Genomic DNA, 23,362 nt, shown 5'->3' on the forward strand with positions numbered 1-23,362 from the left:
GTTATATATCCCATAAGGGATGATATTAGCTCTGTTCAGGATGTCGAAAATTTATTGACGGTCATTTTTATATACCTATATAATAAGTATTGACGGTTCTAAATTTGACTTGTACTACTTGTATTGTTTATCAATGTTTCAAAGAACTCTTCTTTTTTAAACTCTGCTTCGTTTCAAAAGCGGGTGCAAAGGTAAGGGGTTTATTTTAAACTGCCAAATGTTTTGGGAAGTTTTTTTTCAATGCCCGTCTTTTATTTCCAAGCCTCTCTGTGCGAAAGGGAAAGAAGTGTCGGACAAAGGCCCTCGCTCTGCGAATCGGACTGCAAAGATAACGACTTTTATAATAATGATCCAAATAAAAAGGAAATTATTTTTGTTATTCTTTAAGGCAAATCCTACGCCGTTGCAACATGTCAAAATCTAAAGACTTTCCGTCTCTTGGAAAGCGGATGCAAAAGTACGGGATTATATGATACGAGACAAATATAAAAGGGGATTTTTTTGAATAAATTTTGCATGGAAGCGTAAAGGGCTGAGGGAGAGGACGGTTCTGATAATTGATTATGGAAAAGGAAAAGGCCGGGGAAGAAAAGGTACACATTATTATATTATATAGGGGGAATTTATCGGGGAGAGGGAAAAGGGGGATTGTTGCGAAAGGGAGGGAAAGGAGATGCAGAAGGGAGGGGAATTTACCGAGAAAGGGAGGAAAAGGGGCATTTCGGGGAAGAGAAAGGGATGTTTCGGGGAAGGGAAAGAGGCGTTTCGGGGAGGAAAATCGCGGAGGGAATTGGGATCGGGAGAGAGATAAACTAAAAAGCAGGCGGAGAATTGAGGGAAGATGGACGGGAATTGAACGGAAATTGAGCAGGGATCAGACAGGAATCAAACGCAAATCAAACAAGAATGGAACGGAATCTTGCGTTAACATTGTTAATGCGATTGGAGAGACCTTTATTTCAGAGATGGAAAGGACAAAGCTTTTGCTTCTAAAAGACTTGTTCTTTGAAGACAAAAGACTTGTTTTAACAGTGCGTTAAATCAGGTAATGGGAAGAGAGGAAACAAGAGGTATAAAAGCATTGAGGATGAAGACGATAGAAAAGGAAGGAAGTGTTTGCCGAGAAAAAGGATAAGCGACGGGCCGAAAGGGATAGTTGCGATTATAGCAAGTATAATGCAATTAGAGTAAGTATAAATACGATGAAAGATAAGTATAAGATGCGATGAAAGCAAGTATAAATGCGATGAAAGCAAGCGCCGGGGCAATCCGGAAGAACACATTTACGATCCGGGAAGTTTCGTTGTACAGGATTTTCACAAGTGAAATTTGGGGCGAAAACGGGCGGATCCTACCTTTTAAACCAAAGAGGCTTACCTTTTAAACCAAGGAGGGCTAGCTTTTAAACCAAGCCCCCTTACCTTTTAAACCAAAGGGATGCTGGTTTAAAAGGTAAAAAGAGGGCCACACAGAGGGTTATGGGGCCGTTTTTCGAAAAAAAGAGAAATGGTCAGAGGAAAAGAAGAAATAAGGAAATGTACGAATTTGAGAAGAGATAAAGATGTGTCAACATTCGTATTCGACACAGAGATTACATAGGATTACACAGGTTTACACCCACGCATAGTATGGGCTGTCAGTGGATGACTCGTACTCAGGCGATGATACTTATCAGTATCCTCTTTTTTACAAATATACGTCTGTTCCCTTGAAAGACAAACGCTATACCCCAAAATCTTTGAGCTGAAGTGCAAGCTGAACCGAGCGGCTATTACTTGTATTACATGAAACGAAAATAGTGAAACTCCCATCGCCTTCGCAGTGTGCCCCTAGCGGGGCTAAACGATAACTTGGAATTTCACTATCTTGTTTGCGAACATCCGATTAATTATTCAAAAACCAATCGTTATGACGTTTATATTTCCTTTTCCAATGCATCTCTTGAATAGCTTCCGACATGGCCATAGCATATTCCCGTGAATGGATAAAGACCGCCAAATCGGTGCGACCGGAAGGTGCAAGGCGTCACGAAGATATGAATGAATTCGATGTGTACGAATATGATATATGGGTGCAGCCTCAATCCGCAGTGCACTATTTACGACTCTTTCACCAACTGCCCCATAGCCCATACCGCCTTGACGTTCAGATCACGATCCAGAATCAGAATATCCGCATCTTTATCCTTCTGGAGAGATCCTTTACGGTCATAAACTCCCATAATACGGGCAGGAGTCTCAGAAGCCATACGTATGGCATCTGCCAGGGGAATATCAGCCTTCACCATCGTACGTACCAACTGATCCATGGTAGCAATACTACCTGCCAAGGCCGAACGGTCGGCAAGCTTGCACACACCGTCTTCTATAATAATACGGGGATCGTCGATCGCCTTACCTTCAGCAGCCGCATATGAAAGCGCGTCGGTCACCAGACAAGTATGCTCCACACCCTTCAGCTTATAAGCCAGTTTCAAAATAGTGGAAGGCAAATGAATGCCGTCAGCAATCAGCTCGATAGTCATGCCATCGGTCAGGTAGACGCTCTCAACCGTTCCCTCGTATTTATATTCGCGACGCTTATGAAAGCCCGGCATTGCATTGTAGAAGTGCGCAGCATGTGTAAATCCCGCCTCGTATGCTTCCTTTATGCCATCATATTCGGCTTCCGTATGCGAAACAGCTCCTACAATTCCCTTCGACTTCAGATAACGTGCAAAGTCAAGTGCTCCGGGCAGTTCGGGAGAGGCATCCCAACGCTTGATGCAATCGGTGCTTTCAAGCAAAGAGGTGTATTCTGCCACATCGACTTCTTTCACTTGGTTTGCAAACTGTTCTCCCGCCATCTTACGGTTCAGGTAAGGGCCTTCCACATGTAAGCCGAGTATCGGGCTATCGGGTTCGGCCATCAGTTTTTCGCATATATCTACAGCTTTGCGTATTTCGGAGAACGGAGAAGAAGAAAGTGTCGGGAAAAAGCTGGTGGCACCGTGCTTCATGTGTGCAGCTATCGCCGTACGGAAAGCCTCTTCGGTACATTCTGTAAAATCGTGTCCTCCCCCACCATGGGCATGCATACAAACAAAGCCGGGAACAATATACATTCCTCTGGCATCCACCAGATTGGCACCGATCAGCGCCAGGTCGCAATTAGTTACTTCCAGAATTTTTCCATCTCTCATCAACACAGAACCTTCGTTCAACCAACCTTGCGGAGTAAATATGCGTCCATTGATAATTTGAGTCAACATGATAAATTATAGTATTAGAGATTCATACTCGTGTTATTTTTGTTTATTGGAAACAAAATTAGACACTTCTGTTGAGATAGAAAAATAAAATAGCTTTTCTTTTCAGTTTTATTTCAGAAATAAGCCTTTTCTTTGCAGGTAGAAATAAAAAGCCCTATGAAAATATTAATTATCGAAGACGAACCCTCACTGAGGGAACTTATCCAGCGTTCGCTCGAAAAAGAACGCTATGTAGTGGAAGCTGCCGCAGACTTCCAGTCGGGATTACGCAAGATAGAGGACTACGATTACGACTGTGTCTTGCTGGACATTATGTTGCCTGACGGCAATGGGCTGAACCTGCTGGAGCAACTGAAAAAGATGCGTAAACGGGAAAACGTAATTATCATATCGGCCAAAGACTCCCTGGACGATAAAGTACTGGGACTGGAACTGGGTGCCGACGACTATCTGCCCAAACCCTTTCACCTGGCCGAATTAAATGCCCGCATCAAAAGTGTGATCCGACGCCAGCGACGCGACGGAGAAATGGACATACGCCTGGCCAACATACGTATTGTTCCCGATACATTCCAGGTATTCGTAGATGACAAGGAAATAGAATTAAACCGCAAAGAGTATGATATCCTTCTCTACTTTGCCAACCGTCCCGGACGACTGGTAAACAAAAACACGCTTGCCGAATCGGTGTGGGGAGATCATATCGACCAGGTAGACAATTTTGATTTCATCTATGCGCAAATCAAGAACCTGAGAAAGAAACTCAAAGATGCCGGTGCCTTGGCAGAACTGAAGGCTGTATATGGATTCGGCTACAAAATGACTGTTGAATAAAAAAAGACCCTACCTCCATGAAGTTGATATACCGCATTATCATCCGCATCGCACTCATGCTGACAGTTGTTCTCGGGGCATGGGCTGTATTTTTCTATATAGCCGTAATAGATGAAGTGAACGACGAAGTAGACGACTCTCTGGAGGATTACTCGGAAACCATCATTATCCGTGCCCTGGCCGGAGAAGAACTGCCCTCGAAAAACAATGGGTCGAACAATCAATACTATCTTAGAAAAGTAAGCAAAGAGTATGCCGACGAACGCGAAGATATCTGCTACAAAGACTCCATGGTCTATATTGTGGAGAAGGAAGAGACTGAACCGGCACGCATACTGACCACCTTATTCAAAGATGACGAAGGACAATATTACGAGCTTACCGTATCGACACCGACGATCGAGAAGGACGACCTGAAAGACGCCATGCTGGGATGGATTATTTTTCTGTACATCGTCCTGCTGCTCACCATCCTGATTGTCTGCATCTGGATATTTCACCGCAGCATGAAGCCACTTTACAACCTGCTGCGCTGGCTGGATGCCTACAGGATAGGTCGTCCCAATCGCCCTTTGAAGAATGAAACGCAAATTACGGAGTTCAGGAAGCTGAACGAGGCAGCCATCCGCAACGCGGAACGAAGCGAGCACATCTTTGAACAGCAAAAGCAATTCATCGGCAATGCTTCACACGAAATGCAAACACCGTTGGCCATCTGTCGGAATCGCCTGGAAATGCTGATGGAAGACGACTCCTTGTCTGAAGCACAGTTGGAAGAGCTGATAAAAACGCACCAGACCCTGGAGCATATCACTAAGCTCAATAAATCGCTGCTGTTACTGTCCAAAATAGATAACGGACAATTCTCCGATACCCGAACGGTAGAGTTCAACAGCATGCTCAAGCGATATATAGAAGATTATAAAGAAGTATACGGCTATCGGGAAATTGAGCTGACGCTGGATGAACAGGGAATATTCCGGGCGGAGATGAATGAATCGCTGGCAGTAGCCCTGATAACGAACCTGCTCAAAAATGCGTTTGTACACAACGTAGACGGTGGGCATATCCGGATTGAAATAACCGGTCATAGCATGACCTTCAGGAATAGCGGCGCAGGCCGCCCCCTGGATGCGACCCATATCTTTGAACGATTCTATCAGGGAAGCAAAAAGGAAGGTTCGACCGGACTGGGACTTGCCATAGCCGACTCCATCTGCAAATTACAGCATCTCACACTCAGGTATTATTTTGAGAAAGATGAACACTGTTTCGAATTGCGGAAGAACAATTTCACCACAGATTACGCAGATTAACACAGAACGAATTTAATCCACTGAGAACCGGCGACATTCATCTGCGCAAACACGTGTAATCTGTGGTGGATACGACTCCCCGGCACACCTGCCTGTACAAATCATTTTCATACCTGTTGCGAGAAGGACTTCCCGCTCTGCGTTAAATATTGTGTAAATATACAGTATAAGTCCAACCGGATGAACAAGAGTAATCAAACTTTTATTTAGAAAAAAGTATCAAAATGGAGAGAATTCCCAATTCTTTTCAGAATCGACCTTCATCTTTGCATTATAAATTAATTGCTAAAAATAAAAACCAATAAAAAAAAGACGATTATGAAAAAGTTACTTCTTTTATTCGTATGCCTGTTCACTCTGCAAACCATCGCAAGAGCGGACGATGATAAACCGATTCAAGTAAGCCAGATGCCGCAGAAGGCACAGCAGTTCATCAAACAACACTTTGCCGGCAGCAACATTGCCATGGCCAAAGTTGAAAGCGATTTCTTACAGAAAAGCTACGATGTCATCTTCACCGACGGCAACAAAGTAGAGTTCGACAAGAAAGGAAACTGGACTGAAGTAAATTGCAAATTCAGTGTAGTGCCACAGGGCATCATCCCCTCTCCTATCCAAAAATATACAGCCACTAATTATCCGGACGCTAAAGTTCTGAAAATAGAACGCGATAAAACGGATTATGAAGTGAAACTATCCAATGGTTGGGAACTAAAATTTGACTCTAAATTTAATTTAATCGATATTGATAACTAAAAAAGTATAGTAGATATGAAATTGAAAATGTATTTTCTTCTTCTAGCACTGGGTGCCCTGGGATTACAAAGCTGTAATGACGATGACGATCATCTGTCTTCCGTGCCCACGGAACTGAAAAACGCATTTACCGAAAAGTATCCGTCTGTCAACAACGAAAAGTGGGAAACAAAAGGCAACTATTACATAGCGGAATTCCGTCAACAGAACTACGAAACCTCAGCCTGGTTTACTCCGAACGGAGTATGGCAAATGACAGAGACCGACCTCCCTTATCAGGCTCTGCCGGCAGCTGTGAAGAGTGCATTCGAAAGCAGTGAATACGCCAAGTGGAAAGTAGACGATGTGGACATGTTGGAACGTCCGGACATGGAGAAGGTATACGTCATCGAGGTAGAGTCCGGAAAGCAGGAATTCGACCTGTATTACTCGGAAGAGGGCATCCTGGTGAAAAGCGTTGCGGATACGGACAACGATTCAGAGAACTATCTGCCTGCCGAGATTCCGGCAGCCATTGAGACCTTTATCAAAAAGCAATATCCAAACGCACACCTGGTCGAGATCGAAGTGGAGCACGGGATGACTGAGGTAGACATCATCGACGGTAATATCAGTAAAGAAATTGTATTCAACAGCTCTAACGAATGGATATCTACTTCTTGGGACGTACGCCGCAACGAACTACCGGAAACAGTGACCCATGCGATCGCTTCTTCAGAGAAATATGCGGGATATCAAATCGATGACGCAGACTTTGTTGAAACACCCGACGAAGGAGAATATTATCTGGTTGAACTGGAAAAAGGAGAATTGGAAGTGAAAGTAAAGGTGAACGCTGAAGGAGAGTTTATCTGATAAACAAAGAGGTGTGTCATCATTCACCACAGATGACACACCTCTTTGCTTTTTCTAATTCTTATACCAACCGGTATCCGCCCAACCGGATACCTTATACCATTCAGTCTGCTGGTAAGAAGTATTCAACGACGGAGCGGACATACGGGGAATATAGGTAGAAAGCCCTTTCGCATCCTGATTCATCGTGAACATCCCGGCGTAGGCAGAATAGTTGCGGGGAGTGGATTTCCAGTAAACCATTACCTTATCGAACGCCTCCCGCCAACTATCATAATCGCCGTTCCCTGCAGTTATCTGATAGATGAACCGGTCTAAATCATAATAATATTGCTTATCAGTGCGGCGATCATAACACATCACTCCGGAAAGATCAAAATTCTGTTTCCCGGTGATATACCTGGGCAGCACTTTGGACGTTGCAACAGCCAGATTCTCGAGTTCACTCATCTTGGCAACCCCAACAGAAACACCACCGGTCCAATCTTCATTGGACATACCGATTCCGTCATTATATCTGCTTTGATAGTAATCATAATAGCAGGAAGCGATCTTCAAAACTGCATTTTCGGCAGAAAACATCGCGGGAACCACTGTCTGATAAGGAGCGCCCGGCCCCGGAATCTCGGTAGGCGAACTGATCAGGTAACTTCCGCAGTCGCGCAACGCATACGCCACCTCTACAGCTTCCATAAAACATGCATCGAAAAACAAGAAGTCGAGGTCGGGCGCCACCTGTAAGGCTGCGTGCAAATCAGCTATATCCATATAGTTATTGCCATCCTGACCAAACCAACGTGTCTTTGCCGGAGAAGGTATCCATCCCTCACCGTGCGACCAGAAGACCATGCCATACTTCTCCGCTTTATATTGATTGAAGGCAGTGGATATAACCTTTTTCATCACATTTGCATCGGCTGAATTTTGCTCCGGGTAATTTTCAATGGTCTCTTCCACCACTTTTCCTTTTTTGTCTTTTCCCAGACGAATCAGCCGGGGAGCCGAATAATCGTCTATATACACCAGCAGATTACCGGATGTGGCATCAACCTGCCGCATTCCCTCTTTCATCTCTTCAATATCGGCCGAGGCCAACGGTGCCAAAGAGTTCTGGGCTATCATATACACTAACACGGTACGCGAACCTACACTCGGTTCAGGTGTCGGCCCATCCTGCTGACAGGCAGCAAGCAGCATAAGCAGACATACGGAATACAAGGTTATTTTCAGTTTCATGAATTAATATTATCCAGAGATATTATAATAAAGAAAAAAAGAGATGCAAACAAACGGCATCTCTTTGCTATATTTTATATAACGTATAAGTTACTCTTCTGGTTTACTGAACCGGAAATTCTGAGGATCGATTTTCTCGACAGCCACCGTTTTATTCTTCTTGAATTTCCCCACAACCTTGGCGGCCTCTTTTCCTAATTTCTTTTTATTTTCCGAGAAATAGATCATACAAGTACGGTTAGGAAGTCCTTTATCGAATTCCAAATAATTCTTCAACTGATAACTGTACAGTTCTCTATGCGGCAGGAATCCGTTTTTATCCAGCGCCACGCTGTCAAGCATCTGAATTTCGGTGTAGTATATCACCGTATCGGTAAATGAAGCCGATACCCCAAAGGCATAAACGGGTTTATGTCCCCCTTTTTTCAACGAAAACGCCGAGCACAATGTAAACACCAATGCCACAGCAAACAGTATTTTTACGTATTTCATATTCTGTTATATTTTTAACTTCGCAAAGATAACAAAAAAAAACGCCCACCAAAAGATGAAGCGTTTTTTAAATACTTTTTCGGAAACTGATATACCTTGCTTATCCCAAGTAAGATTTGAGCAATTTACTACGATTACTTTGTCTTAATCTTCTGATTGCTTTTTCTTTAATCTGACGAACACGCTCACGTGTGAGACCAAATTTGTCGCCGATTTCCTCTAATGTCATTTCCTGCTGTCCGATACCGAAAAACATCTGAATGATTTCTTTTTCCCTATCGGTTAACGTAGAAAGAGCTCTATCAATTTCCCTCGCAAGAGACTCATTAACCAGAGAACGGTCTGCCATGGGCGAATCATCGTTCACCAACACATCGAGCAGGCTGTTGTCTTCTCCTTCAACGAAAGGAGCGTCCACCGAGATATGGCGGCCGGATACTTTCAGCGTATCGGAGATCTTGTCGACCGGAATATCCAGTTCACCTGCCAACTCTTCGGGCGACGGACGACGCTCGTTTTCCTGTTCAAACTTAGAGAAGGCTTTGCTGATCTTATTCAACGAACCGACCTGGTTCAACGGAAGGCGAACGATACGGGACTGCTCTGCCAATGCCTGCAAAATAGATTGGCGAATCCACCATACAGCATAACTGATAAACTTGAAGCCACGTGTTTCATCAAACTTCTCAGCAGCTTTGATCAGTCCTAAATTGCCTTCATTAATCAAGTCGGGCAAACTCAAGCCTTGGTTCTGGTACTGCTTAGCTACGGATACGACGAAACGAAGATTGGCGCGTGTCAGTTTCTCTAATGCCACACGGTCACCCTTACGAATGCGTTGAGCGAGTTCTACTTCCTCCTCTACAGTAATGAGGTCCTCGCGACCGATTTCCTGCAAATACTTGTCAAGAGAAGCGCTCTCTCTGTTAGTGATACTTTTGGTAATCTTTAGTTGTCTCATTCTTATAAAACAGATTTGGAGTGCAAAGTTACGACTATTTATTTGTTAACGTATAAATTTTCACAACTTTTTCACCATTATTATCTACTAATATAAACAAAAAGAGTACCGACTGGTTGATTGCCGGTACCCTCTTTTCGATTTCCTTAGCTATTATTAAGCTACCGAATACTTTTTCGGCAGGCGATTCGCTGGTATGGCCATACGCACCACAAAGCACACAGAGTAACACAGAGACGATTTTAAGTTGTTGATTCGTAGTAAAAAACTCTGTGATACTCTGCTCTGTGCTGCTCTGTGGTGAGTTCTGGCACAGCACCTTTCAGCTAAATCACTCCTGAGTCAAGTCTACAGCGTAATAGCCGCGTTTTCCTGAAGGGAATACTCCTGTGAGGAAGAGTACCTGGTTCGGTGACTTCACAGCAGCTTTCATCACTTCTTCAAGGTCGCTGACTTTGCGCATAGGCTGATCGTTGGCTTTCAGGATGATGAAGCCCTTCCGCACACCGGCATCCGCCATCTTGCCCGAAGTGACTCCGGTAACCTGCAAGCCGTATCCGAGATTGAGTTGTTTCTTCAAGTCGTCCGGCAACTCCTTGAAGGCAGCGCCCAGAATCTCCATACCCGCATCCTTCACAATCTTTGTTGTACCTTGTTCGTTTTTCAATGTTATATTGATATTCTTTTCTTTCTTGTCACGCATCACCTTCACGGTCACTTTATCGCCCGGACGATGCTGTGCAATGGCTTCCTGCAGGTCGGCAAAGTTCTGCACTTTCTTGCCATCGATACCGATGATGACATCATCTACCTTGATATCGGAACCGGCAGCAGAACCTCCATCTACGATTTCGCGTACCCAAACGCCATCCACTACGCCGAACTCTTTGCGCTTATCGGACAGTGTGGCTCCCGATTTGTCGATCGGCTGATCGGACATCATATCACCGTCACCCGCAAGCGAAGTACCCTTGATACCCAGCAACGCACGTTGTACGGTTCCGTATTGTTTCAGGTCGCTGACCACTTTGGTCATCACACTGGTCGGAATGGCAAAACCGTATCCGGCATAAGCGCCTGTGGGCGAAGAAAGCACGGCATTGATACCTACCAATTCACCTTTTGCATTCACCAAAGCTCCACCGCTGTTTCCCTGATTGATGGCGGCATCTGTCTGGATGAACGATTCTACTCCCCCGATGCCGTACACACCGAGCGTACGTGCCTTGGCACTGACGATACCGGCAGTTACAGTCGAGGTAAGATTGAACGGGTTACCTACCGCCAATACCCACTCTCCTACTTTCAAGGCATCAGAATCGCCCACGGGGATGGTCGGGAAATCGTCTCCCTCGATCTTGACCAGAGCCAAATCCGAATTCGGGTCGGTACCGATCATGCGACCTTTGAACTCGCGGTTGTCATTCAACTTAACGATAATTTCGTCCGCACCGTCGATCACGTGATTATTGGTGACGATGTAACCGTCTTTGGAAATGATGACACCGGAACCGAAGCCGACACGCGGCTGGGTCTGTACACGGCGCTGCTGTCTGCCACCATTACCGAAGATATCCCCGAATATCTCTGCAAACGGGTCGCGTACGGTCACAGTTTGTTCTTTAGCCTGTTGAGTCGATTTTATATGTACTACAGCATGAAGCGAATTTTCCGCCGCCTGCGTCAGATCTACAGGCTGGGCATTAATGGCGTCATAAGCAGCCAAGCGAGCACCGGGATTCTGACGGAACTGTTCATTAAACGACAGGCTGTCTCTGTTCTCCGGCTTCAACATCGTATAGGTTGTCACTCCGGCAACTCCTGCACTGAGAAGAACTACTGCTCCTATCCCGAGAATGTTTTTTGTTGTCTGTTTCATACTATTCTTTTTATTCATTTAATTGTTAATATTCTACTTTCATTTAACATTTACGACGTTAAAATAACGACAAAAATCATTCTGTTATTCTCCTTGTCACTCTTTTTTGTTCTCTTTTAACAGTGAGTCTGCGGAGCTTAACAGCGGTTAACGGCAGAGACTGACAAATTAGCATTCGTTGCATGACACACAAGGATTTAGAAGACAGAAAAAAGACTTAAACGTTTCCCTCGAAAGACTAAAGTCTTTTTGAGAAACGCTTAAGTCTTTCCGGAAAACGCTTAAGTCTTTTATGGAAAACGAACTTAATAATTCAGATAGTCTATATCCATGTGATAACTCCACTGCGGGAAGTACAGGTTGCCCCCTTCCCACTCCACCTCGCCACGCTGGAAATCAACGGTTTCACTACGCGGATATTTCTTCTCCGGCACCAGCGGCATGGAATAATCGCTGTTGACTATCATGCGCCAGGAGTCGATACCTCCCATAAAGAACATCTTTTCTTCGGGATTGTCGGCAAATGTGGAAATACCGAACGATTGGTCTACCGGCACCCAGCCTGCGCCTTCGAAATAGACTTCCGCCCAGTCGTGCAGGTTCCAGGCACGCGGATGCATCATAAATCCGCTCTGGAAACGGGCGGGAATGCCACTGCAACGGCAGAGGGTGATAAACAGCAGGCTCACCTGACCGCAATCGCCGTGACGATTGTCGAGCACATATTCCGGAATATTCTCAATAGTGGAATATTCGCGGGCCGAAGCCCAGGGGAAATGATCGTTTATCCAACGGAAAATGCGCTGTGCCTTCAACAAAGGATTGGTTTCACCGACTGTCAGATTGGCAGCCAGCTCCTTGATGCGGGGGGTGAAGCGGATATGGGTTTCCCGTTCGGCAGTATATTCCTTATAAAGAGCGCCGGCAGTGTCATAAGGCAGAATATTCCCGGGCTTCAACGGATGCCATTCGGCACACGAGGTGTACTCAAAGGTTTCCGAAAAGACCGTCGGCTCACCGGGGATGGCTTGTTTCTCCATATAGAGGGTGCTGTGCCGGCATGAAGGCGGGGACAATGTGTAACGGGGTTCGCTGACATGGAGCAATTTTACATTTTGCTGGCGGGGCTGGTCTGTCCGGGGATAAGGCAACCAGCAACGAATCATTTTTCCGGCAGGTACGGCATTGCTGTCCACCGTCAGCGTGTAAGTGACCCGCATGCGTTTGGGCTGCACCACAGGAGTTTTTTCTTTCCTGACAGCAGCCATCACTTCGGGCAGATGTTCTTTATTGACCTGTTCGCTCGTGCTCAGTGAAGTACCCTCTTTCTCTATTTTGACGGCACAGCAGGCAGAGTCTATCCGGAACAGGTTGGGACCGGCATTGCGGAAATAACGTTTCTCTCCGTCGATCACCCGGCACTCAAGCGCCTTGCTCTCTTCCCATTGGCGCATCTGTTCGTCCGTCACGTCGGGAATGTATTTGCGGATATAGTCTTTCACCTGAGATTCGGTCAGGCAGAAATCCGCCAGCAATCGTTGATGCAGGTCGTCGTCCCAATCATAAGGCTTGGACTCCTGCCGGGAGGTGCAGGCGGAGACGCCGATGAATATCATCACAATATAAAGCAATTTTCTCATATCCAAATAAGTTTCAAAAGTTTACCTGTGTTCATATTTTAGCCACCCCGATCCCCGGAAGGTCGTTGAGGGTGATCTTACCTTTTACAACTTCCATCCCTTTGAAGCGGTCGTTCGCTATCAGCAGGTTTCCGTCCAGATCGGCAAAGTCGACGGCCGGAGAGAATTGTGCGGCGGCAGAGACCGCACACGAAGTTTCCGTCATACAGCCTACCATCACTTTCATTCCCAATGCACGCGCCAACGTCACCATCTTCCAGGCTTCCCGCATACCGGTGCACTTCATCAGTTTGATATTTATTCCGGTAAAAGCCCCCTTCAGCCCGGCCACATCGCTCAACCGCTGCAAAGATTCATCGGCAAAAACCGGCAACGGACTATGCTGGGTCACCCACGCAATATCGTCCAACTGTGTTTTGGGCATGGGCTGTTCAATCATCACGATCCCTTTCTCCTTCAGCCACTGAATCATGTCCAATGCATATTTCTTATCCGTCCATCCCTGATTGGCATCGACCGCGATAGGCAGATCGCTCACCGAACGGATCGTTTCAATCATCTGTTTGTCATTCTCACGCCCCAGCTTCACTTTGAGGATATTGAACTGCCCGGCCACTTCAAGCGTCTTTTCACGTACCACTTCCGGTGTATCGATGCCTATCGTGAAGGTGGTCGAAGGTGCTTTCGCCTTATCCAGCCCCCAGATCCTGTACCAGGGTGCTCCCAAAAGTTTACCCACCAGGTCGTGCAATGCAATGTCGATGGCAGCTTTGGCAGCCGTATCTCCCGGAGTGAGACCATCTACATAAGCCAGTATATCTTCCAGCCGGAACGGATCGTCGAACTGTTCCAGATCGACTTTCTTCAGAAACCCCATCACCGAGTCTACCGTCTGTCCCAGATAAGGAGGCATCGAAGCCTCACCGTAGCCGATGACTCCGTCATATTCTATCTCTACCTGCACATCGGGAGTGGTGGTGCGCGAATAAGTGGCCACGGTAAATACATGCTTCAACTTCAGTTCGTAAGGGAAAAAACGCAATTTCATCTTTGCCCCCAGGCCGAGTTGATTGATCGCGAACGAAACAGGGGCTTTCTCTCCGGCAAAAGCTCCTTGCAATGACAGTCCCGAACCGATAGCGGCAAAGGCAGCCGTCTTGAGAAAATCTCTTCGGTTTTGCATACCTATTTTGAGTTTAGTTATAATACGGATTCGTAACGGTGGTATTTAAAGTTTCCTCCTTATCTATAGATGGCAACACACGGACCGCATACAGCAGGCGGTTCAGATTGTACTCATCAAAATCGGCATCTGCCGGATCGAAACTGCTGACATGCACATCGCCTTGCGAATGGATAAACTTCTTATCACCCAGATAAATGGCTACATGAACCACACGCTCCCTCTTTTCGGCAGTAGCCTTCCGCCCGAAGAAAATCAAATCTCCCGGCTGAACATTGCCGAAGTCCGGAGCAATGTCGATATGCTCGCCCACATAAGCCTGTTGAGAGGCGTCACGGGGAATGATGATATCGTGCATGAATAAGACGGTACGTACAAAGCCGCTGCAATCGACTCCCTTCGAAGAAGTACCCGCCCAGAGATAAGGAATCCCCATCATGGTATAAGCGGTTCGGATAATGCTTGAAGCGTCTTGCTTCAAAGAGGCACGCCACTCCTTTTCGGGCATCGATATCGATTGTGAGATATAAGCCTGCCGACCGTCCGGATAAGAGACTTTATAGAATCCTCCTTGCTTACCTTCGTACTTCAGACGGTTTCCGGCTACCACGTCCGACACGGATTGAGACTTTGCATCCGGCTGCTGATAAGTGAACCCGTAATGCGACGTCACTACAATTTTATCTGCCTTGTTCCAGGCATCCAACCCGGCTTTGGTGACCGGATGGATTCCTACCCGGTGTACCCATGCGATATAATTATCGGGCGTCTGGATGCGATACCAGTTACGATGTTGCAACACTTTAACGGGCATTCCCATCAATGCCTGAGTGGTCATTTCCGAAGAAAAATCATCCTCTACACGCATATTACATACGGAGAGATTGACAATGCCGTACATCTTTCCTTCCAGAGCCGCACTGTCCGGAACCAGTTGCAGGCTGTCCTTTACTTCATAAGCCTTCTCTTCCAGCCCCGATAACAAAGCCGCCTTAGCTTCCGGCGAAGTAGTTGCCCCCTTTACGGTAATCGTCTTTCCGGATACATCGTAATCCACATCCCAAAGGATGACACGCTTATCGGGAATGAAGCGGTCGCGGACTTCACCGGACAATCGTTCTACATCTTGAGGGAGGGCATTTTTCTTGTTTTCAGGAATACCCGTACAGGCGGACACTGCCAAAAGCAGCGATACAAAAGGAATCATATTCTTCATGAAAGAAAGATTTGGGGGTTACATTTTTAGCAAAGATAGAAACTCTTTCCATTTTAGATATATATTTTCAGAAACATTAAGAATAAGAACTGAAACCGAGTCATACGATGTTCACCACAGAGTAACACAGAGTTCCGCAGAGTTTTGAGTTCACCACAGATTACACGGATTAACACAGATATTTTAATTTAACTCTCAGTAAAATAAATTATTAATCTGTGATAATCTGCGTAATCTGTGGTGAATTTATGTCATTCGTGAAACTCTGTGGAACTCTGTGCTACTCTGTGGTGAACCGAACTAATCCTCCCTTCCGTTTGCTCAAACAAAATAATTCTTGTACTTTTGCTGACCAAAGCAGTTGGCCGGTCTGTCGCGTGTACTTCGGTGCAGGAGGAAAGTCCGGGCAACACAGAGCATCCTACTTCCTAACAGAAAGCTGTCCGTGAGGGTAGAGTAACGTAGAAGAAAAGAACCGCCCCTCCTTCCGGGGAGAGGTAAGGGTGAGAAGGTGGAGTAAGAGCCCACCAGCCGTATGGTGACATATCGGGCTGTACGTCTTAGGAGTTGTAAGGTCATGTAAACCGGCGCTATGAGAGCTGCTCGCTCCATGTCGGAGGGTAGACCGCTAAAGTGGTGTGGTGACACCCCACTCAGATAAATGACAGGCACCTTGATTTATTCAGGGTACAGAACTCGGCTTATAGGCTGACTGCTTTTCTTTTTTTTAATTTCAAATACCAGACCTATGAATCAGCGTCTCTCCGATATATGGAAATTCATTACCTATGATATCTGGCGGATCACGGAAAGCGAAGTCACCCGCACCAAGTTCTCGATATACAATATCATCAAAACGATCTATCTCTGCGTCAACCGCTTCAACAAAGACCGCATTGTCAATAAAGCCTCAGCGCTGACCTACAGCACCCTGCTCGCCATTGTGCCCATACTCGCCATCGTCTTTGCCATCGCGCGCGGATTCGGGGTCTCCACTTTGATGGAAAGCCAGTTTCGTGATGGCTTCGGAGGCTCCACCGAGGCGACGGATATTATCCTGCAATTCGTAGACTCGTATCTGTCACAAACCAAAAACGGTATTTTTATCGGAGTCGGCCTGGTCATGTTGCTGTGGACCGTACTCAACCTGGTCAGTAACATTGAAATCACCTTCAACCGCATCTGGCAGGTAAAGAAAGGGCGCAGCATGTACCGCAAAATCACCGATTACTTTTCAATGTTCCTATTGATGCCGATCCTGATCGTAGTATCGGGCGGTCTTTCCATCTTTGTAGGCACAATGCTGAAGAGTATGGCGGATTTTGTTTTACTTGCCCCTATCCTGAAATTCCTGATCCGTCTGATTCCGTTCGTGCTGACCTGGCTGATGTTTACGGGACTCTATATCTTCATGCCCAATACCAAGGTGAAATTCAAGCATGCACTGATCTCCGGCATCCTGGCCGGTTCGGCTTATCAGGCATTTCAGTTCCTGTACATCAGCAGTCAGTTGTGGGTGTCCAAATACAATGCCATTTACGGTAGTTTCGCCGCTCTCCCGATGTTCTTGTTATGGTTGCAGATATCATGGACCATCTGCCTGTTCGGTGCCGAGCTGACGTATGCCGGCCAGAACATCCGCAACTTCAGTTTCGACAGAGATACGCAGAACATCAGTCGCCGTTACCGCGATTTCATATCTATCTTAATCATGTCTCTTATAGCCAAACGTTTCGAAAACAACGAAACGCCTTACACCGCCGAAGAGATATCCGAAGAACATCGCATCCCGATTCGGCTGACCAATCAGATACTTTACCAACTGCAGGAGATACACCTGATTCACGAAGTAGTCACCGATCAAAAAAGCGAGGATATCGCATACCAGCCTTCCATCGACATCAATCAGCTGAATGTAGCGCTATTGCTCGACCGGCTGGACACATACGGCTCAGAAGATTTTAAAGTCGATAAAGACGAGGAATTCAGCGAGCAATGGAAGGTTTTACTTGACTCCAGGGAAGAATATTATAAAAAGGCAAGCAAAGTATTGCTGAAGGACTTGTAGTTCAGCACGGGAAACGGTATCCAAACTCTTTCCACCACAGAGCGACACGGAGTCTCACGGAGGGTTTTCACCACAGATTACACCGATTTTCACGGATTATATCATCCGGTTCTCGGTGGAAGAAATTATTAATCTGTGTCAATCTGCGTAATCTGTGGTGAAATAAATTCCGTTTCCGATAAGAGCGATATGGGTTTTCTTTATGTCTCCTACCCGCAGAACCCATTCTGTATCACTCAGATCATTAATAGCTGTTATAAGAAATAATTTTCCCGCTTTCTTTCCGGATCTTCTTTCGTTTCTCTTTCACCGGATATCCGATCAGGATATCCAGCAATACACGTTTGGAAGAGGGAATACCGGTCAGGCTCTTTATCTCTTTTTCATCGAACCAGCCGAGTATACATGATCCCAGCCCTTCGCTTTCGGCAGCCAGCACAATGTGTGCAGCCACAATACCGATATCGATCAACGGAAAATGTTTTCCCTTCAGTTTTCCGCCCAGCCGCGAAGTAATGTTGGCAGACTCTTCTACAACGAGGATATGCACCGGAGCATCCTTGGCAAATTTATTCATTCCCAAGCCCGCAGCAGCCTTACCGACCTTCTCCGCCAATGACGGATCGGTCACTACCACGAACCTCCAAGGCTGGGCATTGCAGGCAGAAGGTGCCAGCCGTCCCGCTTCAAGGATGCGTTCCAGCTTATCCGCCTCCACAAGACGCGATTTATCGTAAGCCCTGTCACTTTGCCGGGCATTTACCAATTGCAGAAAGTCGTTCATACTTTTTTCACCTCTACTCCCCGGTCCACCTTATTTGTACTGGATCATCCGGCTGATATACTTGCCGATAATATCAAATTCCAGGTTGACAACACTGCCCTTCCCGAAAGTATGGAAATTGGTATGCTCGTAGGTATATGGGATAATCGCCACCTGAAAAGTATCGTCAGTCGGGTTGCATACCGTCAGGCTGACACCGTTGACCGTAACCGAACCCTTATCGACCGTAATATAGCCGCGCTTGGCCATCTCCTTGTCGAAAGCATATTTAAACGTAAAATACCAGCTTCCGTCTGCATCTTTGATATCGATACATTCGGCGGTCTGATCCACATGTCCCTGCACAATATGGCCGTCCAGACGTCCGTTCATCATCATGCTGCGTTCCACGTTCACCTTGTCCCCCACTTTCAGCAGACGAAGGTTCGACCGGTCCAGTGTCTCTTTCATGGCAGTCACAGTGTAGGTATCTTCAGTCATGCTGACCACGGTCAGGCAGACCCCATTGTGAGAGATACTCTGATCTATCTTCAATTCATTTACAAACGAACACTTCAGTGTGAAATGTATATTCTCCTGGTCTTTCACCAGTGCCACAACGGTAGCATACTCTTCTACGATTCCGGAAAACATAGTTCTATTTTTAATTTAGGATTCACAATTAAAACGGAGGTGTGACGCGACTCGCATTCGCCCACCCCCTCACAGGGGTCAAAGATACAAAGAAAATGGGATTGGATAAAGAATCAACATAAAAAAGCGGGGCTTTTCACAAAGCCCCGCTTTTCAGTTTTCAATAGGTATTAGTTTTTTTTTAAGGTAAAAAGATTGTTTTCAGGATAACGATGCAAATATAGGTGCTTTTCTCGTTATGAACCAAATATAAAAACATGTCATATAACATCTTTTTGATTTTTCTTTGGATTTATTATCATTTCAAAAAAAACTCCTGTAACCGAACCGTTACAGGAGACAAATATATGACATTTTTTTAAGTAGCACTAATTTTTGTTTAAAAATTTGCGATTTATTATTTAGCAGGATAATGCTCTTCTACCTTGCCACTATGCTTCAAGACTTTAGCATCGATGAAAAAGACTATCTCTTCTGCAATATTCGTTATATGGTCGCCGGAACGTTCCAATTTACGGAATACTCCCACCAGATTGAGGCACGAGAGAGTGCTTTCCGGATGCTCTTTGATATACTCTGCCAAAACAGCCGTAGCCTCCGCATTGATCTCGTCCAATAAATTATCTTTAGCGAATACGGAGGTTGCCAGCTCCAGGCTCTCTTCGTTCAATGCGCGTTTTGCCACTTCAAGCATCGAAAGCACCTGTTTCTGCATCTCTTCCAGACGGAGTCGTTTCAGTAACTCTTCATCCAGAACCGGCTCTTCACTCTTCACTACAAAACGTGCGATTCCTTCTGCAAAGTCGCCCAGGCGCTCCAGGTTGGTGTTGATTTTCAACATGGCCAACACAAAGCGAAGGTCGATAGCTACCGGATTATATAAAGCGATCACGTCTTCCACGTCACTGTCTATCTTCAATTCGAAAGCATTCACCCTGCGTTCACGGACAATCACCTGCTGGGCCAGTTCCTTATCCAGGGTCAACACTGCCTCCCCTGCCCTGTCCAACTGGTTGTAAACCAATGTCCACATCTCGTCTATTTCCTTTTTCAGCAGAACAAGTTCTGATTCTATAAACTTCACCATATTCTATTAAATTTATTATTAAGCAAATATACAATATTAAATGATACATCGAGCTGCATGCCGATCAATCGTATGTCATCCGAAACGTCCGGTTATATAGTTTTGTGTCGCTTCCTTCTCCGGGTTCGTAAAGATCTTCTTCGTGTCGCCAAACTCCACCATCTGCCCCATATAGAAAAACGCCGTCTTATCACTGACACGTGCAGCCTGCTGCATATTGTGCGTCACAATCACAATGGTATACCGTTCTTTCAACTCGTGTATCAACTCTTCCACCTTTGCCGTCGAAATAGGGTCGAGCGCCGAAGCAGGTTCGTCCATCAACAACACCGAAGGCGATACAGCCATTGCGCGTGCGATACAAAGACGCTGCTGCTGTCCGCCAGACAAGGCAAAAGCCGATTCTTTCAGTTTGTCCTTCACTTCATCCCAAAGCGCGGCACCCTTCAGGGTCTCCTCCACCCGCTGACGGATAAAGGCATTATCTTTCACTCCGTTCACTCTCAACCCGTAAGCCACGTTTTCAAAAATGCTTTTCGGAAAAGGATTGGGACGCTGGAACACCATGCCTACATTTTTACGCAGCTCGTCCACCTGCACTCCCTTGTCATAGATGTTTTCGCCGTCTATGCGGATCTCTCCCGTCAGGCGGGTTGCAGGAATCAAGTCGTTCATCCGATTAAAAAGGCGTAGAAAAGTAGATTTCCCACATCCGGAAGGACCTATAAACGCGACTACCGATTTTTCTTCAATCTCCATACTGATCCCCTTCAGTGCATGGAAGTCACCATACCAGAAGTTCACGTCACGCGCATCAATTTTTACTGTTGTATCCATATCTTTTGTTGTACTCCGTCACTAAGAAACAGTTTCTAATTCATTTTTACTTTCTTCTCAAAATACTTTCGCAAGGCATTGGCCAGCAGGTTCACCAGGAGTATGATTACAATCAGTACCAAGGCCGTTCCATAAGCCAGAGGCAACTGCGCCTCCATATCCGTTCCGCTGGTCGATATCACATACAAGTGATAGGGCAATGCCATACATTGATCTAAGATGCTTGTGGGCAATTGCGGGAGGAAATACGCCGCACAAGTGAACAGGATCGGAGCCGTTTCTCCCGACACACGTCCCAAGGCCAGAATCAATCCGGTGATGATATTCGGCATTCCCATAGGCAGAATCACGTGCCAGATGGTCTGAAGCTTGGTAGCTCCCAGTGCACGGCTTCCCTCGCGCATGCTGTCCGGTATTGCCTTCAATGCCTCTTCCGTAGTACGGATCACCAAAGGTACGCAAAGCAGCCCCAACGTCAGCGAACCCGCCAGAATACTATCGCCGAAATCCATATAGTTAACAAACAGCGCCATACCGAAGAGACCGAAAACAATCGACGGAATACCGCTCAGGTTATTGGTCATCACCCGGATAAAGCGTACCAGTTTGCCCTTCGGCGCATACTCGTTCATGTAAATACCACTCATCACACCCACCGGAAAGGCAAACAGCGCACTGCCCACCATCAGGTAGAATGTACCCACGATAGCCGGCCAGATGCCTCCTCCCGTCATCCCGTCAGTAGGAGCGGTGGTCAGAAAATCCCAGCTGATCACGCCGATACCCTTATAGATGATGAATCCCAGAATCGCGAACAAAATCAGCACAATGCATAAACTCAGCAGCCGGAATATGCCGAAAGCGATCCCCTGCGAACGTCTTTTAGCTTTTGTATTATTCAGTATTTCCATATTACTTACTACGTTTTACGCCCTTAGATGAAATGTACTCCACACTAAAGTTGATGATTAATGTAATGAAGAACAGCACTACCCCCAGCAGGAACAGAGCCTGATAGTGTGGTCCCCCTGCCGGTGCTTCTCCGAGTTCGGCCGCAATGGTTGCCGGGATTGTGCGCAAAGGTTCGAGAATGGTAGTGGGAATCACGGCGGCATTTCCGGTCACCATCAAAACCGCCATCGTCTCGCCGATAGCGCGTCCGATACCCAACACCACCCCCGAGGTAATGCCCGAGATCGAATAAGGGATCACTACTTTATAAATGGTCTGCCACTGCGAAGCTCCGAGTGCCAGGCTGGCTTCACGCATGGCACGGGGACAGTTGCGCATGGCGTCTTCAGTCACCGTTATGATGGTGGGCAATGCCATGATGGCAAGCACAATGCTTCCCGCAAGTCCGCTCTCCCCCACCGGCAAATCAAATACTTTCTGAATCAAAGGTACAATCACGATCAAGCCGAAAAAGCCATATACCACCGAAGGAATACCGCTCAGCAACTCTATCACCGGCTTCAGCCAACTACGTACTTTCGAATCGGCCACCTCTGACATATAGATCGATACCGAAAGTCCGAACGGCAAAGCAATCAATATGGCAAACAGGCTCACCCAAAGCGTACCGGTTATCAGCGGCAGAAAGCCGAACAAAGGTGCGGGAGTAGCCGTCGGAAACCATTCCGCTCCGGCAAAGACCTCCTTCACAGAAATGGTGTTATCCTTTATGAAATGTACCGCATCCGGCCGTACCACAAACTTCTGAGGAATAAAAGCAACGATACCGGGTGTTTTCTGAATCAGCTCCATAATCTTTTCCCCTGCATTCTCGTAGGCTTCTCCCAGTTCTTCTTCCGAGTAGTAGTGCGTGATGTCTTCCAGACGGAACACCCGGATCGGGAGATCTTCACCCCCCAACTCTTTCCAGTTGGTGATCTCTTCATCAAAGACATCTTTAATTTGCATCGGTGTCAGTTCGCTTACCTTATTATCTTTGTTCAGCGCCAGCACATATCCCTCTTCAATAACCTTGCTGCTGAACAGGCCGAATGCCTCGGTAAAAAGGAAAAGCACAATCAGCAGAATCGTAATACTCGTTACAAAACCGCTACAGGTCAATATTCCTTCTATAATTCTTTCAAAAACCTTCTTCATACCTTTTGATTTTCATGATGCAAAGAAACGGAGTAAGTATTAAGGAGGTGTGAATACGGTTTGAAGGAACTGTTTCAAACCTGTTACGTTTCTGTTACAAGACAAGATGCGACACGTTTTGAAACAGGAATGTAACACGCTATTGCTTTATTTGCACATAAAATAGAATCCACCACAGGATTCACCACAGAGAACACAGACTCTCGCAAAGAAATTCGTTTTCTCT

20 protein-coding genes and 1 other RNA gene are annotated in these 23,362 nt (G+C 46.2%); 7 read left to right on the forward strand and 14 right to left on the reverse strand.

Going from position 1 to position 23,362, the window contains the following annotated elements:
* Positions 1–563 precede the first annotated feature (563 nt).
* Positions 564–1,040, forward strand: a complete 477-nt coding sequence (locus tag BSHG_RS04860; RefSeq protein WP_008660752.1) for a hypothetical protein — start codon at positions 564–566, stop codon at positions 1,038–1,040.
* Positions 1,041–2,098: 1,058 nt separating this feature from the next.
* On the opposite strand, the gene nagA is transcribed toward BSHG_RS04860, so the two are convergent.
* Positions 2,099–3,250, reverse strand: a complete 1,152-nt coding sequence (gene nagA / locus BSHG_RS04855) for an N-acetylglucosamine-6-phosphate deacetylase (protein WP_005788533.1) — start codon at positions 3,248–3,250, stop codon at positions 2,099–2,101.
* Between the two features lie 156 nt (positions 3,251–3,406).
* Here nagA and BSHG_RS04850 point away from each other — a divergent pair, with 156 nt between their 5' ends.
* The 4 genes from BSHG_RS04850 (at position 3,407) to BSHG_RS04835 (ending at position 7,011) form a co-directional block, all read left to right on the forward strand.
* Positions 3,407–4,084 carry a response regulator transcription factor gene (locus tag BSHG_RS04850; RefSeq protein ID WP_005788535.1) on the forward strand — a complete coding sequence of 226 codons (678 nt, stop codon included), beginning with the start codon at positions 3,407–3,409 and terminating at the stop codon, positions 4,082–4,084.
* Positions 4,085–4,101: 17 nt separating this feature from the next.
* Complete coding sequence (locus BSHG_RS04845; protein ID WP_005788537.1) at positions 4,102–5,400, forward strand: sensor histidine kinase; 1,299 nt, start codon at positions 4,102–4,104, stop codon at positions 5,398–5,400.
* A 318-nt stretch (positions 5,401–5,718) separates the two neighbouring features.
* Positions 5,719–6,156: a PepSY-like domain-containing protein gene (locus BSHG_RS04840; RefSeq protein ID WP_005788539.1), complete on the forward strand. Its 438-nt coding sequence runs from the start codon at positions 5,719–5,721 to the stop codon at positions 6,154–6,156.
* Positions 6,157–6,171: 15 nt separating this feature from the next.
* Positions 6,172–7,011 (forward strand): PepSY-like domain-containing protein, encoded by an 840-nt coding sequence (locus BSHG_RS04835; RefSeq protein WP_008660760.1) that lies wholly within the window; start codon positions 6,172–6,174, stop codon positions 7,009–7,011.
* Between the two features lie 54 nt (positions 7,012–7,065).
* Here the strand turns inward: BSHG_RS04835 and BSHG_RS04830 are convergent, their stop codons facing one another.
* From BSHG_RS04830 to BSHG_RS04800, 7 genes are all read right to left on the reverse strand, one after another.
* The gene (locus BSHG_RS04830; RefSeq protein WP_008660762.1) at positions 7,066–8,247 is read right to left on the reverse strand and encodes a fragipain; all 1,182 of its coding nucleotides are present in this window, start codon (positions 8,245–8,247) and stop codon (positions 7,066–7,068) included.
* Between the two features lie 90 nt (positions 8,248–8,337).
* Positions 8,338–8,739: a hypothetical protein gene (locus BSHG_RS04825; RefSeq protein ID WP_005788549.1), complete on the reverse strand. Its 402-nt coding sequence runs from the start codon at positions 8,737–8,739 to the stop codon at positions 8,338–8,340.
* Positions 8,740–8,839: 100 nt separating this feature from the next.
* On the reverse strand, positions 8,840–9,700 hold the full coding sequence (locus tag BSHG_RS04820) for an RNA polymerase sigma factor RpoD/SigA (RefSeq protein ID WP_005779810.1): 861 nt from the start codon (positions 9,698–9,700) through the stop codon (positions 8,840–8,842).
* Positions 9,701–10,031: 331 nt separating this feature from the next.
* Positions 10,032–11,579 (reverse strand): trypsin-like peptidase domain-containing protein, encoded by a 1,548-nt coding sequence (locus tag BSHG_RS04815; protein WP_005788554.1) that lies wholly within the window; start codon positions 11,577–11,579, stop codon positions 10,032–10,034.
* Positions 11,580–11,884: 305 nt separating this feature from the next.
* Complete coding sequence (locus BSHG_RS04810) at positions 11,885–13,219, reverse strand: transglutaminase-like domain-containing protein (protein ID WP_008660765.1); 1,335 nt, start codon at positions 13,217–13,219, stop codon at positions 11,885–11,887.
* 31 nt (positions 13,220–13,250) lie between these two features.
* Positions 13,251–14,402 carry a dipeptide epimerase gene (locus BSHG_RS04805; RefSeq protein WP_008660766.1) on the reverse strand — a complete coding sequence of 384 codons (1,152 nt, stop codon included), beginning with the start codon at positions 14,400–14,402 and terminating at the stop codon, positions 13,251–13,253.
* A 13-nt stretch (positions 14,403–14,415) separates the two neighbouring features.
* The gene (locus BSHG_RS04800; RefSeq protein ID WP_005798508.1) at positions 14,416–15,618 is read right to left on the reverse strand and encodes an NlpC/P60 family protein; all 1,203 of its coding nucleotides are present in this window, start codon (positions 15,616–15,618) and stop codon (positions 14,416–14,418) included.
* Between the two features lie 357 nt (positions 15,619–15,975).
* Here BSHG_RS04800 and rnpB point away from each other — a divergent pair.
* An RNA gene (gene rnpB / locus BSHG_RS20920) (RNase P RNA component class A) lies at positions 15,976–16,338 on the forward strand.
* A gap of 28 nt (positions 16,339–16,366) precedes the next feature.
* On the forward strand, positions 16,367–17,686 hold the full coding sequence (locus BSHG_RS04795; RefSeq protein ID WP_005798509.1) for a YihY/virulence factor BrkB family protein: 1,320 nt from the start codon (positions 16,367–16,369) through the stop codon (positions 17,684–17,686).
* Positions 17,687–17,930: 244 nt separating this feature from the next.
* Here the strand turns inward: BSHG_RS04795 and BSHG_RS04790 are convergent, their stop codons facing one another.
* The 6 genes from BSHG_RS04790 to pstC all read right to left on the reverse strand — a co-directional run bounded on the left by BSHG_RS04790 (position 17,931) and on the right by pstC (position 23,136).
* Entirely contained in the window at positions 17,931–18,470 is a 540-nt protein-coding gene (locus BSHG_RS04790; protein ID WP_005803247.1) for a nitroreductase family protein, read from the reverse strand.
* Positions 18,471–18,500: 30 nt separating this feature from the next.
* Positions 18,501–19,103, reverse strand: coding sequence for a riboflavin synthase (locus tag BSHG_RS04785; RefSeq protein WP_005788568.1), 603 nt, complete (start codon positions 19,101–19,103; stop codon positions 18,501–18,503).
* Positions 19,104–19,500: 397 nt separating this feature from the next.
* The gene (gene phoU, locus BSHG_RS04780; protein WP_005788573.1) at positions 19,501–20,190 is read right to left on the reverse strand and encodes a phosphate signaling complex protein PhoU; all 690 of its coding nucleotides are present in this window, start codon (positions 20,188–20,190) and stop codon (positions 19,501–19,503) included.
* Between the two features lie 75 nt (positions 20,191–20,265).
* The gene (pstB, locus tag BSHG_RS04775; protein WP_005788575.1) at positions 20,266–21,027 is read right to left on the reverse strand and encodes a phosphate ABC transporter ATP-binding protein PstB; all 762 of its coding nucleotides are present in this window, start codon (positions 21,025–21,027) and stop codon (positions 20,266–20,268) included.
* 35 nt (positions 21,028–21,062) lie between these two features.
* Complete coding sequence (pstA, locus tag BSHG_RS04770) at positions 21,063–21,938, reverse strand: phosphate ABC transporter permease PstA (protein WP_005788578.1); 876 nt, start codon at positions 21,936–21,938, stop codon at positions 21,063–21,065.
* A gap of 1 nt (position 21,939) precedes the next feature.
* Positions 21,940–23,136, reverse strand: coding sequence for a phosphate ABC transporter permease subunit PstC (pstC, locus tag BSHG_RS04765; protein ID WP_005788582.1), 1,197 nt, complete (start codon positions 23,134–23,136; stop codon positions 21,940–21,942).
* Between the last annotated feature and the right edge of the window lie 226 nt (positions 23,137–23,362).

It is taken from the genome of Bacteroides sp. 3_2_5 (assembly GCF_000159855.2).
GTDB lineage: Bacteria > Bacteroidota > Bacteroidia > Bacteroidales > Bacteroidaceae > Bacteroides > Bacteroides fragilis.